The sequence below is a fragment of the Sulfurimonas sp. genome (assembly GCF_050296975.1).
In the GTDB taxonomy this organism is placed as follows: Bacteria; Campylobacterota; Campylobacteria; order Campylobacterales; family Sulfurimonadaceae; genus Sulfurimonas.
The window spans coordinates 312066-328844 of sequence record NZ_JBNKRX010000023.1 but is presented as its reverse complement, the minus strand read 5'-3'; the positions used below and the strand labels follow the sequence as shown (position 1 = coordinate 328844).

The following is a 16779-nucleotide window of genomic DNA, read 5'->3' as shown; positions in this document are numbered from 1 at the left end:
CTTATGCAATCTTTCTATTTCTAAATGCTAAAGCTATCACTATAAAGATGATTGCGTATGTAACTGGTACAAAGTCTGGGATTGGTACTGGATCACCTTTAGCGTATGAATGCATACCAGCTAAATAATAGTTTACTCCGAAATAAGTCATAATTACCGATGTAAACGCTAAGAGTGAGATCACACTATAATTAAACTCGTTGTAGATTGATTTGATAAATCTGAGGTGTACTACAACTGCATATACTAAGATAGTAACTAACGCCCAAGTCTCTTTTGGATCCCAACCCCAGTAACGTCCCCATGATTCATTTGCCCAAACACCGCCAAGGAAGTTCCCAACTGTAAGTGTTGCAAGTCCTATCATTAAACTCATCTCATTGATCGCATTTAACTCTTTAATTGATAAAGAAATTTGCTCTTTATTTGCTTCTGTTTTAAAGATAAACAGTAACAGTGTTATAAACCCAAGTAACGCACCAAGTCCCAAGAAACCATAAGAACCTGTAATCATAGAAACATGGATACTTAACCAGTATGAATTAAGAACTGGTACTAAGTTTGTAACTTGCGGGTTCATCCAGTTTAGGTGTGCTACAAATAAGATAAGACCTGTTAATATCGACGTAGATGCCAGGGTCATAGGTGAGCGTTTAGAGAATATAAATCCAGCTAAAACTGTTGCCCAACCGATATAGATCATAGACTCATACCCATCAGACCAAGGGGCATGACCTGAGATATACCAACGAAGTGCTAAACCAACAGTATGTGCTATAAAAAAGAGCACTAAAAGATAGAGTGAACCTTTAGTAACCATCTCTATTTTAAATTTTGGTTTGATGATTTTAACAAAACTCAGAATTAAAAGCACAAATCCCATCACTAAATAAAATGGAAATAATCTTTCAAAAATATTTGCATGGTTATAAAACATCTCAGCTTTAATTCTACTTTCACTAGGATACACTGCGGCACCAAATCTTTTTTGGAATTTCTCAATGTTAGCTAAAGCTTTATCTGCATCACTCCAATCACCACTTTCAGTTGCTTTATCTAGTGCAGTAAAGTAGTCATATGCTAATGTTTTTATCATAAAAGTGTGCTCTGGTGTTAAAGACTCTAAAGCTTCTATCGTAGCTAACCATTTGTTGTTTGCATCATCTGGCTTAGGCCAGATTTTTATAAGAGAACCTGTAAAAACCATATATACAACATTTACTTTTTCATCGATCTCTAGCGCTTTTTTATCTAACTTATTTCTATCTTTAGGTGCTTTTCTTGCCGCCTCATCAACTACTTGTGCTAGTTTATACCCACGCATATTTTCAGGATCAAAGAAAAACTGTGAAAATGAAACATATTTTGCATCTTTTGCTGCACCAATAATCTCATTAACTTTTGGATCACCCGTGCGAACAAGCTTAATATCTTTGTAAATATCTGGTCGAATCATCATTCCAAGTATAACTTGAGTTGGAATTAAAGACTGGGAACCCACTTCTAGATTTGCGCTTCTATGTACTTTTGCCAACACTTCAGTAGCCAATGTATCTAAAGGTTTCATACGCCCTTTAGAGTCTTGAACAATCAATTGTCCATATTTATCAGCATGTTCTTTATCAAATGAAAGTATCGTTTTTATAGCTGGGTCTACATCTGCTTTTAAATTAGTTGAAAAACCTACAATTAAAAATGTAGCTAAAATAGCAGGAATTACCTGACATTCAGCTGCTTTTTTTGCTTTGGCAGCTAATTTTGCAAATCTATTATGTTTTGAAAAGAGTGACCAAAACATCCCAAGAGCTAGTAAAAAATACCCTATATATGTTGGTAAAGTCCCTGGATCATGATTCACGGAAAGAACTGTTCCTTGCTCATCTCTATCATAAGATGCTTGAAAAAATCTATACCCTTTATAATCCAATATATGGTTCATGTAAATTCTATAGGGCATATCTACACCTGCATCTTTATCTAAAAGTTGTACCTCACTTGCGTATGAAGCGGGTGACATTGAACCAGGATAACGATCGAGTTGAAAATCTTTAAGTTTGATACTAAATGAAAGTGGTATCTCCTTTGCACCATATTGTACAGCTACATCTACACCATCAACTACAACGTGTTCTTTTACACCTTCTACGCCACTTTGTCCATAGAGTGTTACCTCTTTTGATTTATCGCCTACATTTACATTAAATTTAAGCATATCAATACCAGCCATTTTCGCTTTTGCATTTGGATCACTTACAACTTTTTTAACCGCTTTTGGTAGATACTCTCGTAATACAAAACTTCCCATCTCAGTGCTATAAAGTACTCTATCATCAAAAGCTTCAGCATCATTTGCAGCTAAATCACCTTTGGAACGATCAGCCATTTTAAAATAAGATAGTTTCATCTCATGGTTCATAAAAAGTTCACCATTGTTGATAAATATAAAAACTACAGGCTTATTAAAACTCTCACCACTTCCAAAGTCTAAAACAAAATTACCTGCATCATAGTAACTTCCCTCTGCAAGTGCAACTTTTTCACCTTGTCCACCACCACTAACCATAAGATTTAACATCGGTTTCCCATTTTCATCTGCAACTATTGATTCTATCGCATCTGGAACATACTCAATAAGTTTAACTTCTACATCTTTACCATCTACATTGAGATGAGAACTAAGGTTGTTTTGTTTTCTTTTTGAAAGATACACTTCTTGAGATGAGTTTACCTCTTTATCAGCAGATTTTACACTTACATCAAAATATGAAACTGAACTAAGTATAGAGTTTGATGTAAGACCTTCACGAATGTGCATAGACCCTTCATAACCTACAAAACGAGTGACTGCTGCACCAAATAAAATGACAAAAAAAGCTACATGAAAGATAAAAATTGGAGCTTTTTTCGCTGTAAACATTTTAAAATTGATAATATTTAAAAATAGATTAACAGCCAGAAGCCCCAAAAGTACTTCAAACCATGTCGCATTGTATATTTCAGCCTTAGCTGTCATAGTTCCATAATCATTTTCTACAATCGTTGCATAACCGATAGAAAATGCAAAGATTAACATCAAAACTGCCATGGTTTTCATGGAGCCAAGAAATGATAAAAGTTGTTTCATATTTTATCCTTGATTTAAAAGTTTTATTCTAATGAATTAAAGCTAATGAATGGTAGCAAAATAGCTTTTTTAAAGCCTATTCTGCCTTTTTAGGAGAGAAGTCTAAACCTTTTATAAGAATCTCTGTAGCATCTTCTTTTTTAGATTCTATTTGTTTCATAATTTCAACAGGTCTATCACGTTTAAAAAATTGTGTTTTTACAACTTTTCCATTTTCATCATACCACTTTTGGTTACCTTCTTTATAATTATTTACATACGTAACTTCACTATAAAGTCTCCCCTCGTACGTGTACTCTTTTTGTATACCTTCTTTTTTGTTATGCATATACGGTACAACTAGAGCTAACTGACCGTTATCAAAATACTCTTTTTGAAACCCTTCTTTTAAGTCATCTACATATGCAACTTCATATTTTATCTGACCGTTGACATAGTAAGATTTTTCAATCCCTTGTAGTTTTCCATCATCATAAAACATCTCAGCAAGTAAATGTCCTTGTTTATCATACCAAGTAAGTTTACCATCACGTTTTCCATCTTTATAATTTACAAAATATGCAAGCTGACCCATTTGATAATAGATTTTTTCTAAACCATCTTTAACACCTTCTCTTGTGTTTGTACGCGTACCATCTTTATAATTGGTTTCAGCCTTTAACTCACCTGTTTTAAAATAGCTTTTTACAAACTCAGCAGATAACGACACACTTAAACTAGATACTACTAGTAGCGTAACAAGATATTTATTCATAATTATGTTCCTCGATTGTTTTCATAATGCAGGTTTTATTCTAGTGAAAATTTATAAACATAAACTTTAACGAAAATAAAAACTATCCCAATTAAGGGATAGTTCTAGGAGTGGATTATTTCCACCCGTCTTTTACAACTTTAACAGAGTTTTCGTATGGATATTTTTTAACTAATTCTTTAACAGAAAGTTTTTGATCTCCACCTCTCATAAAGTGTGCTAATGTTACTGAAGCCCAGTAATCATTTTCATACTCAGTACCTTTAAGTTGTAATGGAACACCTTTATCATTTACAGTGTGACATGCAGCACAAGTTACAGGACCAGCATATTCACCATCTGGTGAGTACTGAAGTGCTTGTTCATGTGTAGTTACATCAACTGAACGCTCTTTACCGTCATATCTCGTAGAGTAAAGTCCATGTGTAGACTCGTGACAAGTTTGACATGCGATATCTCCATGTGCTTTAGAGTATCTGTATAAAGAGTATTTGTTTGGAAGATCAATTGGGAAATATTTTCCACCAGTATCTTGCTCAACAAATGGAGCTAAGTGACAATCAGCACAATGTGGTTCAGAAGCTGATAACCACCAATCGTTACCACCAGATGCAGCAGCATATGGTACGTCTCCACCCTCTTTATTATTCCACATTCTTAAATCAGCTGGTAAATTGTTACCTACAGCTTTAAGAATTGTAGCTGATTTATGTTCAGTATAGTATTTTAATACTTCATTATTACCACTTGATTTAGGGTCTGCTAACTCAGCAAATTTCTTCGCATCTCCACCAGCAAGTCCATCAATCATCTCTTTTAGTGATTTATTTCTTAAAGTTTTACCCTCTTGTTTAGAGTCATTAGTTAAATTGTCATAGTTTTGGAAACCTTGAGCAATTTTAGTGTGACAGTTAGTACAGTATAGACCTCTTAACTCACCAGCATCTTTACCATGTTCATCTTTAAGTGCAACATTTTGATATTGCCATTTACCGTAGTTATTTAAGAAAAACGGTGGTTTAGCATTTGGGTTTGAGTGAGCATCACGACGTACATAACATCCACCACCAGATTTACGGATATCACCTTTAGAGAAACGTCCCTCACCATATCTGTCTGTTACTCTAAATGGATTAGAGTCATCATTCATGTTAGGGTTTTGGAAGTGTGTAGGGTGACAAGATTGACACGCTTGTGAACGACCAGCACCATCAGGCATCGGAACCATTCCTAAGTGGAAACCGTGAATAGCTTCAGTTAAAGTTTTTGCTTTAACAGCTTTATAACCAGTTGCAGTTGGACGAGGCTCTTGTAAGTTACCAGAAACGTTATCACCGTGACAGTCAGCACAGTTTACCATACCAGTTTTACCAAGTCTGTTACCAGATGCATTTGATTTGTAATCGCTTAAGAAAGTTGTACCATGGTGAGCATCGTGAAGTGAAAGAATGTTAATAGACGCTTCAGAAAGTCTTGCCATATATTCAGACTCATCTGGGTAAGATTTCCAGTAGTTATACTCTGCATCAGAGTATTTTAAGCCTTCATCACGTGCCATTTGAGCTGCTTTACCGTTTCTTGAGTGACAAGCATAACAGTTAGGAATATCAACAGGATTTGTACCAAAGTATGTTACATCAGTACCGTCTGTATTTTTCATACCTTTACCAGTTCTATCATGCATCTCTACAGTAGAGTACTGGAATGGTTGGAAATCTTTTTCAGTAACTGAACGAATTGTTCCACGTCTAACACTATCATTGAATGCAGTTAAAGGAAGACCTAGAGCATCCCAAAGATGTGAAGCTGTAAGAACTAACTTAACATTTTTTACAGGTGGAACAAGTGTATCAGTCATTACAACATTACCACCGTTTTTTCCAGCATAAGCAAGATAACCACCAGACATTGGCATACCAGAAGGACCCGCATCGATGTTTACAGGGATTTGTTGACCAACACGTAAACGATTTTCATCTTTAGCATCTGCAGGAATAGTACCTTCTAAATCTTTATAGATAAAAAGGTGTGTCCAAACATAGTTTGCAACATTATCCCCTGCTGAATCTAGGTGACCATCGCCATCAGCATCTTTAGATACATTCCAGTATCTCATTTTGTTACCTTCACTATAAGAGTTGTCTTTAGTGTAGTAGTATAGTTTCACATCATCATCTGGACTTAAAAGTTTTGGTAATTTACCACTCTTACCTGATGAAACAGCCTGAGCTTGGATAGAGTTATACGGTGGAATAACACAACAGTAATCCATACTAAAACCAACACAGTGCATACCTAGTTCATAGTTAATAAACACGTTGTAGTCATTTTTTGGTTCATAACCAACTGTTTTGTTGCCTTTTGCATCAACTTCTGTATACTTCTTTAACTTACCCAGTTTGAACGGTGGGTTCTTATCATAAGCCATAGCAGTAGAAGCAGTCATTGACATAAAAGCAACAGACGCAGCTAGAGATACTAATAATTTGTTCTTATACATTATCTCTTTTCTCCCCTTTATTAAAATTCAACCCTAGTATTACATTTAATTATTTAATTGAACTTTAAACATGTAAGATTTTCTTATATATCACATTTATTTTTATCAAAAAAAAACTAGTGTGATATTTATGTGATATGTGATTAATTTGATATTATAATTGTTATAGTGAAGAATAATACAAATAGTAAAAAATCCCTTTAACAAGGGATTATATTGAGTATTTAGACTTGTAATAAATAATGTGATGTTGATAAGTCAAGATAATATTTATTGTAAAAATATGAGATGTTATAGAACTTTTTATAATACTATTGAATACATATATATTGATTTTTATTTGTATTCCAGCGAAACCTATTTGCAACTTTTTCAAAAGCTTTCAATACGATTGTTTCATGCGTATCGTGTGCATAAATTACAATCGGAGTATGATAATATCTATTGTAAGATTCTATAGGATGGAGTAACATATCTTTCCAAGTGATTACAATTTTTCCATCATATGGTTCAAATGCAACTTGGGAAATAACCTCTTTATTTGTCTCTTTACATTTAAAATGACACTCAATCGATATTCCATCAATCTTTACATAATCAACAAGAGATAAAATTTTTTCATCAACAATTATAGGCATAACATGCTCCAGAAATTTTGCCTAACTATTAGCAAATGTTATTCCAAATAATTTTAATGTATCTAAAACTTGGATAACGTAATCTCAAACATCTTTTGTGAGTCATTTAAAAATACAACGTCACCACCATGCGCTTGTGCTATCTGTTTTGAAAGCACTAATCCTAGACCATTACCTTTAACTTTTGTACTTTTAAATGCTTCAAAAAGATTCTCTTCATCACTAACAGCTACACCACTATCAGCAACTTGAAATCTATGAAAATTTTGTTCTTCTATATATGTTAGCTCAATTCTTCCATCTTCGTTATCATCCTCTTCGATCGCATCGATAGCATTAACTATAAAGTTAGTAAATAACATCTCTAAAAGATCACGATCACCATCAAGTTCAAAATCTTGTTTTGGGAAAATAAACTCTATCTCTTTTGAAAAGCCGTAATAATCTATAGCCATATCTATAGCTTGACGTAATTCACTAAAATTGAATTTTCTTTTTTTGACATCTATCCCTTTTGAAAACATTAAAGTAGCTTTTATAATGCGGTCTATTCTATAAACAGATTTTTGTATCTCTTCAACAATTGGTATATTTTCTGGGATTACCCTTTTTTTAAGTGTAGAACTCATAAGCGATATAGCCCCTATAGGGTTACGTATTTCGTGTGAAAGATGTGCAGCCATCTGCCCCATAGTAGCTAGATTTTCTTTTCTTTTTTGCTCAGTTATATCTGTGGCACTCAGCATCATCTTGTCTTTATAAGTAGAGCTTTTTACAATATATGAACGATTTTCAAACTGTATCTCATAATCATCCTCTTGAAGTTCTATCAACTTCAATAACTGCCATAGTTCCCTTGCTTTAGAGTTTTGTAAAAATACAGAGTTGTCATCGTTTAATATCCAAATAGCATTAGGGAGAAACTCAACCACTTTTTCAACAGTATTTTGCAAATGCGTATATGAAGCTTTAAGCTCATTAAACTCATTTTCAACCTTATATGTTTGTTCTATTAAAAGGTTTAATTCCTCTACCGTAATGCTCTCAGCCATTAGATCTCAAAACCTACTAAAATATTGTAAAGTCCATAAGCATCATCACTTCCAGCCATCTCACGAATAGAGTGCATACCCCAAGTTGGAAGTCCAATATCAACAGTATCTATTCCTATGCGAGTAGCAGTAATTGGTCCTATAGTTGAACCACATCCCATATCGCTTCTTGTAACAAACTTTTGTGTTTGTACTTCAGCTTTAGATGCATTTGCTAAAAACTTCGCTATCGTTGTAGAGTTTGAAGCGTATCTTTGATTTGCATTTACCTTAATAACAATACCTTTATTGATTTTTGGTGCATGATTTGCTTCATGTTTACTTGGATAGTTTGGATGGATTGCATGTGCATTATCAGCACTAACCATTAAAGAGCTTCGTACCATCCCCATATAATCATCAAATGATGGAAACATTCTCTTGAGAGTTGATTCCAAAAAGCTTCCCCCTGCTCCACTTGTTGATTCACTTCCAACCTCTTCATGATCGTTTGCGATGAAAAGCATTGGTTTATCATCAGCTATACTACAAATGCTTAACATCCCTACATAACATGATAAAAGGTTATCAAGTCTTGCACTTGCTATAAAATCATCCTCAAGACCAGCATAAGAAGCTTTTTGAGTATCATACAGACTCAATTCATGTGCATAAATATTCTCTACATCTTTGATCCCTAATTTTTCAAGTTCATTTTTTATAAAAAGATCAAAATCAAAGTCGTTATTACACGTAAGAACTGGTGAGATATCTGTTTGTTTGTTAATAGTTCTCTCTTGATTAGCTTTTTCATCCAAATGGATAGCAAGTGATGGGATCATCGCAATAGATTTGTTTACATCAATCAATACACTTTTAATTTTTTTACTACTATCGCTGAAGTTAACGCGACCAGCTAATCCTAACCCTCTATCAAACCAAGGGTTTAAAAGCAGTCCTCCATAAGGTTCAACTGCAAACTTTATAACACTATGTTCTTTTACAATAGGATTAGGTTTTAGTTTTAAATTTGGTGAGTCCGTATGTGCACCAACTAACAGATACTCTTTAAAATTTTTAGGGTATGTAAAAGCTATGATCGAAGAGTCATTGCGAGTTACATAGTACTTTTTTCCAGCTTCAAGACTCCAACTTTGTTTTTCATCAAGTTGTATAAATCCAGCATTACTAAACATTCCAGCCATATTTGCCGTTGCATGAAAAGGAGTCGGTGATGCATCTAAAAAGCCAAAAAGCCCTTCGTTAAAATCTTGTTTGGTCATATCAAACCTTTAATCATTAATATATTATAGATTTGACATTGTACCAAATTAGGGAGTTTAATACGTTTTAAAATTATATTTTGAATGTGTTTTAATACTTTTTACATTCGTTTCTTGTTGTTTAATCTGTTGAATAATTGTATCTGTATTTTCATTTCCTGTATATTTAAAGATACAAACCCCGCTTGATATACACTCCTGGACTTCAAGCTTATATGTTGACTTTAGATATGCTTTATCTAAAGATTTTATATCTTTAAATCTTATTTGAATAAGTTTATTCTCAGATTTTGTATTTTGTTGCTCAGAAATACTATTTTCAACTTTTTTCTTTTTTTTCACTTCCTCTAATCTTGAGCAATTATTTGCCATTACAACTTGAGTAACTATCATAAGCAATAAAAGTATTTTAATCTTCATGTCCATATACCTCCAATTTTATTCCATTTAAAGTTCCAGAATCGTCAGAAGCTTGATCTATGATCTCAATCGTCCAAGTCCCTTTAGAATTTTCATCAATATAACCTACACTTCCAAATCTAAATCCACCATTATAAAAATCTCCACTTACCCGATTTGCTGTTACAATATTAATCTTACTCCCTGCTGGAGATGTTAAGTTAATCTCTAAATCACCACTATATGTATGATCAGTATCAATTGTCAAACCTACCCATTCTATCGTTAAAGAATCGCTCATTGTTATAGTTTTTGTTATAGCCGTTTTCGTATCTGGAATCGCTATAGACATGCTTTTTTCTACACTTGCTTGTTGTAATGTTGGAAGCGATGTAAAATATCTTGATTTACATTGTTGGATCATAGCTTTAGAATTTATTTTTCCATATCCATAATCGATACTAAACATATGCCCTGCAGCATTTTCTATCCAACTAAAATTAGTCGTATCTATTTGTGTAGCAGTATTTGCTATCAACCAACGAATATCTCTATATGTAAGCTCTGGACAGGCATCTATAACTAGAGCTATAGAAGCACTAACCATTGGTGTTGCTGCACTTGTTCCACTCATTGCAAAAGTATAGTTTTTACTACTATCAGTATCAATTGTTATGGCTCCATACTCACCTAAGAGCTCTGATTCTGTAAACGATGTACCACTTACAATAGTTGTCATGATTGTAGGTGATTCATCATAGAACTCTCCACCATAAGCACTTACTAAAATACTACTTCCAGGATTTGAATAAGATGCATACTTATCTTGATAGTTTAGAGCTGCAACAGTGATAGCATAAGGGTTATTAGTTAAAGTTGAAAGATTTGCATTTCCATCTTCATATCTTTCATTTCCAGCAGCAAAAATATATATTCTGCCTTTTCCTTCTCTAAGATTATTAACACCATTTTCCAAGATTGCTTCCATAGCAGTATCATCAGAGTAATATGCCCCCCAACTATTGTTTGAAACCACTATACTATCATCATTAATTTGGGAATACCAAACTTTTTCTAACTCACTTAATGACTGCTCTTCTAACCAGTTACTTCCAGCTATTTTTACTCTTGGAGCAACACCTCTAATGCCATAACTATTATTAGCTTTTGCACCAATTATTCCAGCTACAGCTGTTCCATGCCCTATATCTAATGATGAAGTTGGATCACTTTCATCTATATCTTCTGTAGGAGTGGGATCATTTGAAGCATTAACTGCATTTAAAGAGTTCGCTAAATCCACCTCTAAATCTTCATGATTTGCATCTACACCACTATCAACAACTTGTACAAGTAGTTTTGAACCACTGTTATTTCCCAGAACACTGTGGTAAACTTCTAAAATATCAAGATCATTTCCTAAAATTGTTCTAACACCAGCAATATTTGCCACTGCTGTACCTAAACTCTGTATATACCATTGATATGCGAAATATGGATCACCATCTAAACCATCGAGGACATTATTGTTATTTTCATCATCATCATTTGGATCACTTCCTTCGGAAACTTCTACACCATCAGGAATATAATCACCATCTGTATCTGGATCAAGTGCTGATGTCCCATAAATATTAATCTCATCATCATCACTTAATCCATCATTATCAGTATCAGTAATAGCAATTTGTGAACTCACTAATATCTCATCCCAAAAAGTCAAAGTGTCATTATCACTATCAGAGGTAAGTAATGCATCAACATCTGTATTGTTTAATAGTCCATCCATAACACCTTCATCAAATAATGCACGATACAAATCTGGATTTTTAAAAACCGAACTTGAAGTTACAGTTGGGTGATACGCAAATAAATCTCTATAATCAACTCCACTAATACTATCTACACTTGAAGTAAAAACAGATTTTGCAAATGTATTGAGATAATCTTCGATATCTATAGAAGAGTTATTTTCTTTATCATGAACATATAAAATATATGCAATAGTTGTCAAAACGTTAATGTTGGCAGAGGAAGATTTTAAATCACCTCTTTTGCATAACATATAGATAGTCCCATTTCAAAGATACATTCCCCTCAGATGTATTTCCATCATCGTCACTATCAATATCAACTCCACCAGTTACAGCAAACTTCAACCAAGTATCATTGGTAATATTACTATCCACACTAAAAGTGAAATATCCTGTATAATCTGTTTGCCCTAGATACAAACTTGTATTTGTTTCTAAAGGACTTATCTTAAGTTCCCCACCCACAATAGGTCCTAATATTGCACGATACTTTGGGGCTGTAGTCTGTGTTCCTGAGGAACTACCTCCACCACATCCCACAAAAGCTAAAATGAGGATAAATAAAGAAAAGTATTTTTTAATAACCATTAGTACTCATTTACATTAAATTTAATAAAATAAAATATTCTATACAAATCAATATTAATTGGTTGTTAAAAAAGCTACTAACTATGTCAATAAAAAAAATGAAAATGAAAAGAGCAAATAGTTATTATGATTCATCACTGAAATAGTTTATAAAAAAATGAATTAAATAAAAAAATATTTTTTATAATATTAAGTTATTTATAAACATAAATCAAGTATTATTTTATATGATATATAGTAAAAATACGTTCTAAATTGTTGACAATAATTTGTCTAATTTTTTATAGATATATTAGGAGTAAGTATGTCTTTTTCAAAAAAAAGTATAGCGCTTTTGATGTTTATAGCATCAAGTTTTTTGTATGCTGATCCATCAATTTGTGGAACAGAAACAATTGCTTTTACAGAAAGTACAATTGTTTCATTATCACCAGTTCAATCACCTATTGTCTCAAGTAACTTGTGTGAAAATAGGGGGACTTGTGCTACGGAGTTGATTTATAATTCAGATATAGGTGGCAAAATAGTTGTTACCGCAACAGATGGTGGTAGTATAGATGATGATGCATTAGCACATCAAAGTAAATGCAAAAATGCAGGATTGGGTGTAGTATCTGGCCATTACTGTGGAACTGAATTTAAAGCAGTGGACACATTTTATGCTTTAAACAAAAGAAATGAAAAACTTACGATTACTTTTGAAACAGAAGTAAGTTTAGATGCTATTTATTTCTTTCCAGATGAAAGAGTTACAGACTATTTATTATCCCACCTTTTAGAACCGTGGGATGGTTTTTCTGTATCTATTGATGGTGGAGAGTTTGTAACGTATAGTTTTGGTAAAGAACATGGTCAACCAATGAAATTTGTAACACCACTGACAGGAAAATCTTTTACTTTCTCTTATCCAGATTATATGGGTATAGAAGATTATTATATTGGAGCAGTTACTATCTCTTGTACTGGCTGTTTTACACGTTAAAATATTCTTTTTGTTCTCAAGTTCACAGCTTGAGAACTATCTTACTATTAATACTTCCATCAGTAATTTTTCAATATTTACCCTTTTTATAACGTTACTAAATCGTAATAATTTAGTTATTTCATTGTAATAATCTTTCCTTATATTTTCGCCTAGAAAACATATCTAGGAGTTCTTATGAAAAAAGGTTTAAGCGTAATTGCTGCGAGTTTATTGGTAGCAGCATTTTCAGGTTGTGGTAGTGATTCAGATTCTACTAGTACAGATACGACACAAACAAGTACTTATTATTCTACTCTTGTTTCAAGTAGTGGTTCTACTTTAGAGTACACAGTTTTAGATGATACTATTGAAGATGGAAAAAATATTGGTTCAAACATGGAAGTTAGAAATGGTGGGTATGGTTCATCTGCTGCTGCACATCCAACAAACATTAACCAATTTTACGCTTTAACAGACAGAGGTCCAAATGCAACTTATACAGGGGATGATGGAAAAGGGAAAATGTTTCCTACACCTGATTATACACCGAGAATCGGTCTTTTTGAGATTCAATCTGATGGATCAGTTGACAAAATTAAAGATATTTTACTCAAACGTCCTGATGGTACTGAGATCACAGGTCTTCCAAGCTCATCTGCACTTGGTGGAACTGGAGAAACTCCATACAATAAAAATGGCGATACTATCTTAGAAGATGATAACACAACAATTAAGTTAGATGATTATGGTTTAGATGGAGAAGGTTTAGCAGCACTTAAAGATGGAACTTTTTGGGTAAGTGATGAGTATGGTCCACACATGGTTCATTTTGATGCAGACGGTAAAGAGATAGGAAGAATCAACCCATTTGTTGATGATAATAGAACAGACTTTAATCTACCAGCTGAGTTTGCCAATCGTCGTGCAAATAGAGGTATGGAAGGTTTAACTATCACTCCAGATCAAACAACTTTAGTTGGTATCATGCAGTCAACTATGGACAATCCAAAAGCAGCTCATTCTTCTACAATAACAAGAATTGTAACTATCAATGTTGCAACAGGGGTTACAAAACAATATCTTTATAAACAAGAAAAACCTGCAAACTCTAACTCTGAAATCGTCGCACTTTCAAATGATGAGTTTTTAGTAATTGAGAGAGATGGTGCTTTTTACGCTGGTGGACCAACTACTGCTGATCCTGATGCACAAAAACATATCTATAAAATCAAACTCTCAACTGGAACTGAGCTAGAGAACATAACACTTGATGCAGATATGACCCAAGATGCTGATGTAGGTTTAACTATTGGTGGGGAAACACTAGAATCAGTAGTATATGGAGATGGTACAAACTTAAGTACTGGATGGGCCGCACTAGCTGAAAAAGGGATCTATCCAGTATCTAAAAAACTTGTTGTTGATATGGTAGATGAAGTTGGTTATGCACATGATAAAATGGAAGGTTTAATTCTATTTCAAAATGGAAGCCTTGGTATCTTAAATGATGATGATTTTGCTACATGGGCAACAGGTGGCGTTTTAGAGCAAAAATATCTTGATGATGATATGACAAAAATTGATCAAAATACTCTTTATGTAGTTCAATCTCCAAATTTATCTGACAAACTTGTAAAACTAGGCTCTTACGATACAAATACAGAAGCTGGTTCTGAGATCGTTGCATTTGATCATGATTCTAAAAGAATGTTTACTACAAATGGTGCAGCAAATGCTATTGACGTGATCGATATCTCAGATCCAGCATCACCAACAAAAGTAACATCACTAGATTTAAGTACATATGGAACAGGTGTAAATTCTGTAACTGCATATGATGGAAAAATCGCTGTTGCTGTTGAAGTAAAATCAACAGATGGTCTTTATACAAACTCAAAAGGTAAAGTTGTTTTCTTTAGCGTAGATGGGACATTTCTTAAAAGTGTAGAAGTTGGTTACTTACCAGATATGGTTACATTTACAGAAGATGGTACAAAGGTGCTTGTAGCAAATGAAGGAGAGCCAAATGGTGACTATAGTTTTGACCCTGAAGGTACTGTTGGTATTATCAAAGTTTCAGACTACTCTTACACAGAGATCACTCTTGATGGGACAACTACAGATGCAGATGATGGAACTGCTGTAAGACTTGGTGGAACTCCAAGTAATGACCAAGCAAAAGATTTAGAACCAGAATATATTGCAGTAAGTGGAGACTATGCTTATGTGACACTTCAAGAAAACAATGCAATGGCAAAAATCGATCTTACTACTAACACTGTTGATTACATCAAATCTTACGGTGTAAAAAGTTATGATGAAGAGTCAGGTAATACTATAGATATCGAAGAAGATGGTGAGATCAGAATGCAGACTTACCCAGAGCTTTATGGACTTTATATGCCAGATACAATTGCTACATATACAACAGGTTCAAAAACATATATAGTAACTGCAAATGAGGGTGATGGCCGTGAATATCCTATAGATGATGTAAACGCTACACTTGAAACTGGGGATGCTTATACTGATGAGAAAAAAATTAAAAAACTAGACCTTGATTCTGCTATTGCAGATGCATATGCTGATGACAATGACTTAAAAGTTGTTATAGATATGGGTGATACAGATAGTGATGGTGATTATGATAAACTTTACACTTATGGTGCAAGAAGTTTCTCTATTTGGGATGAAGATGGTGATTTAGTATTTGATAGTGGCGATAGCATCTCTAAAATAGTAGCACAGGCACAACCAGCACTTTTTAACCAAGATGATGGTGAAATGGATGGTAGAAGTGGTAACAAAGGCGTAGAGCCTGAAGCTTTAGCAGTTGGTACTATTGATGATGTTACATATGCATTTGTAGGACTTGAGAGACAAAATGCAATCGTTGTATTTGATATCACAGACCCAAGTGAAGTTAAATTTGTTGATTATATCGAAACAGACTCTGAGGGGGATATCTCAGCTGAGGGTATGAAATTTGTACCAGCTAATGAATCTCCAAATGGTAAAAACTTGCTTTTAGTTTCTTATGAAGTAAGTGGATCAACTGTAATTTACGAAGTAAAATAATTCAAAGTATAAACTAGAGAATCCCCTCTCTAGTTTTACATCATATATGGTATATCCAAATTTGCATCACGGTCATTTGCACTAAAATCGTAACTGTTATCACCGCTCAGTTCAAGCGCATTCTTTTGTAAAATTTTCTTCTGTAATATATGCAAAGATGAGTTTTCCAAATAGTATTCTAACTGTAACTTGTAATAGCCGATGATGATAGGATGTATTTTATCTTGATTTGTTTTAAGTGAATCAAAAAACTCTTTTATCTGCGTAGAGTTATACTCATCAAACTTTGGCAGTTTTCGTATAAGGTTACGAACAAATTGTTTTTGGTGGTACTCTGTACTCATCCATAACAGTTTACTTGCTGCGAAGATGTCAGCACTTTGTTCTGAGTAGTTATAAAGGTAACGAAAGTGTTCACAAACTATCTCCGTATATTGTGGATAATGATTAAGTACAAAAACAAGTTCTTTTAAGTCACCATCCATAAGCACTTGAAAGAGTGTAGCTGTACGCTTTTTGATCTTCTCCCAATGCCCACCGTCGCTTTTTACTTCTCCTAAAAAGCTTTCATATTTATCTAATTTGTATTCTTCATCCATGAGAAAC

12 protein-coding genes are annotated in these 16779 nt (G+C 33.7%); 2 read left to right on the top strand and 10 right to left on the bottom strand.

The window, feature by feature from the left end; translation table 11 throughout:
- Position 1: 1 nt before the first annotated feature.
- From ccsA to ACQY56_RS07785, 9 genes are all read right to left on the bottom strand, one after another.
- The gene (gene ccsA / locus ACQY56_RS07825; RefSeq protein ID WP_428738759.1) at positions 2-3124 is read right to left on the bottom strand and encodes a cytochrome c biogenesis protein CcsA; all 3123 of its coding nucleotides are present in this window, start codon (positions 3122-3124) and stop codon (positions 2-4) included.
- 76 nt (positions 3125-3200) lie between these two features.
- Complete coding sequence (locus tag ACQY56_RS07820; protein ID WP_428738758.1) at positions 3201-3878, bottom strand: toxin-antitoxin system YwqK family antitoxin; 678 nt, start codon at positions 3876-3878, stop codon at positions 3201-3203.
- A 115-nt stretch (positions 3879-3993) separates the two neighbouring features.
- Positions 3994-6378: a hypothetical protein gene (locus ACQY56_RS07815; protein WP_428738757.1), complete on the bottom strand. Its 2385-nt coding sequence runs from the start codon at positions 6376-6378 to the stop codon at positions 3994-3996.
- Between the two features lie 311 nt (positions 6379-6689).
- The gene (locus tag ACQY56_RS07810; protein ID WP_428738756.1) at positions 6690-7016 is read right to left on the bottom strand and encodes a hypothetical protein; all 327 of its coding nucleotides are present in this window, start codon (positions 7014-7016) and stop codon (positions 6690-6692) included.
- A gap of 62 nt (positions 7017-7078) precedes the next feature.
- Positions 7079-8068: a sensor histidine kinase gene (locus tag ACQY56_RS07805; RefSeq protein ID WP_428738755.1), complete on the bottom strand. Its 990-nt coding sequence runs from the start codon at positions 8066-8068 to the stop codon at positions 7079-7081.
- A complete protein-coding gene (locus ACQY56_RS07800; protein WP_428738754.1) occupies positions 8068-9330 on the bottom strand; it encodes a M18 family aminopeptidase in 1263 nt (420 codons plus the stop codon). Before ACQY56_RS07800 ends, ACQY56_RS07805 begins: the two co-directional genes overlap by 1 nt.
- Before the next feature lie 57 nt (positions 9331-9387).
- Positions 9388-9750, bottom strand: a complete 363-nt coding sequence (locus tag ACQY56_RS07795; protein ID WP_428738753.1) for a hypothetical protein — start codon at positions 9748-9750, stop codon at positions 9388-9390.
- The gene (locus ACQY56_RS07790) at positions 9740-11794 is read right to left on the bottom strand and encodes a S8 family serine peptidase (protein WP_428738752.1); all 2055 of its coding nucleotides are present in this window, start codon (positions 11792-11794) and stop codon (positions 9740-9742) included. Before ACQY56_RS07790 ends, ACQY56_RS07795 begins: the two co-directional genes overlap by 11 nt.
- Complete coding sequence (locus tag ACQY56_RS07785) at positions 11775-12131, bottom strand: hypothetical protein (RefSeq protein WP_428738751.1); 357 nt, start codon at positions 12129-12131, stop codon at positions 11775-11777. Before ACQY56_RS07785 ends, ACQY56_RS07790 begins: the two co-directional genes overlap by 20 nt.
- Before the next feature lie 304 nt (positions 12132-12435).
- On the opposite strand from ACQY56_RS07785, the gene ACQY56_RS07780 reads away from it, so the two are divergent.
- Positions 12436-13113: a hypothetical protein gene (locus ACQY56_RS07780; protein WP_428738750.1), complete on the top strand. Its 678-nt coding sequence runs from the start codon at positions 12436-12438 to the stop codon at positions 13111-13113.
- Between the two features lie 177 nt (positions 13114-13290).
- Positions 13291-16173, top strand: coding sequence for a choice-of-anchor I family protein (locus ACQY56_RS07775; RefSeq protein ID WP_428738749.1), 2883 nt, complete (start codon positions 13291-13293; stop codon positions 16171-16173).
- Between the two features lie 35 nt (positions 16174-16208).
- Here ACQY56_RS07775 and ACQY56_RS07770 read toward each other — a convergent pair whose 3' ends face one another.
- The gene (locus ACQY56_RS07770; protein ID WP_428738748.1) at positions 16209-16772 is read right to left on the bottom strand and encodes a hypothetical protein; all 564 of its coding nucleotides are present in this window, start codon (positions 16770-16772) and stop codon (positions 16209-16211) included.
- Positions 16773-16779: the final 7 nt, after the last annotated feature.

What these genes read in the sequence shown, in the direction of transcription:
- ACQY56_RS07815 (WP_428738757.1), bottom strand. Translation starts at nt 6,378, where the DNA reads ATGTATAAGAACAAATTATTAGTATCTCTAGCTGCGTCTGTTGCTTTT.
- ACQY56_RS07775 (WP_428738749.1), top strand. Translation starts at nt 13,291, where the DNA reads ATGAAAAAAGGTTTAAGCGTAATTGCTGCGAGTTTATTGGTAGCAGCA.
- ACQY56_RS07785 (WP_428738751.1), bottom strand. Translation starts at nt 12,131, where the DNA reads ATGGTTATTAAAAAATACTTTTCTTTATTTATCCTCATTTTAGCTTTT.
- ACQY56_RS07820 (WP_428738758.1), bottom strand. Translation starts at nt 3,878, where the DNA reads ATGAATAAATATCTTGTTACGCTACTAGTAGTATCTAGTTTAAGTGTG.
- ACQY56_RS07795 (WP_428738753.1), bottom strand. Translation starts at nt 9,750, where the DNA reads ATGAAGATTAAAATACTTTTATTGCTTATGATAGTTACTCAAGTTGTA.
- ACQY56_RS07770 (WP_428738748.1), bottom strand. Translation starts at nt 16,772, where the DNA reads ATGGATGAAGAATACAAATTAGATAAATATGAAAGCTTTTTAGGAGAA.
- ACQY56_RS07805 (WP_428738755.1), bottom strand. Translation starts at nt 8,068, where the DNA reads ATGGCTGAGAGCATTACGGTAGAGGAATTAAACCTTTTAATAGAACAA.
- ccsA (WP_428738759.1), bottom strand. Translation starts at nt 3,124, where the DNA reads ATGAAACAACTTTTATCATTTCTTGGCTCCATGAAAACCATGGCAGTT.
- ACQY56_RS07810 (WP_428738756.1), bottom strand. Translation starts at nt 7,016, where the DNA reads ATGCCTATAATTGTTGATGAAAAAATTTTATCTCTTGTTGATTATGTA.
- ACQY56_RS07790 (WP_428738752.1), bottom strand. Translation starts at nt 11,794, where the DNA reads ATGTTATGCAAAAGAGGTGATTTAAAATCTTCCTCTGCCAACATTAAC.
- ACQY56_RS07800 (WP_428738754.1), bottom strand. Translation starts at nt 9,330, where the DNA reads ATGACCAAACAAGATTTTAACGAAGGGCTTTTTGGCTTTTTAGATGCA.
- ACQY56_RS07780 (WP_428738750.1), top strand. Translation starts at nt 12,436, where the DNA reads ATGTCTTTTTCAAAAAAAAGTATAGCGCTTTTGATGTTTATAGCATCA.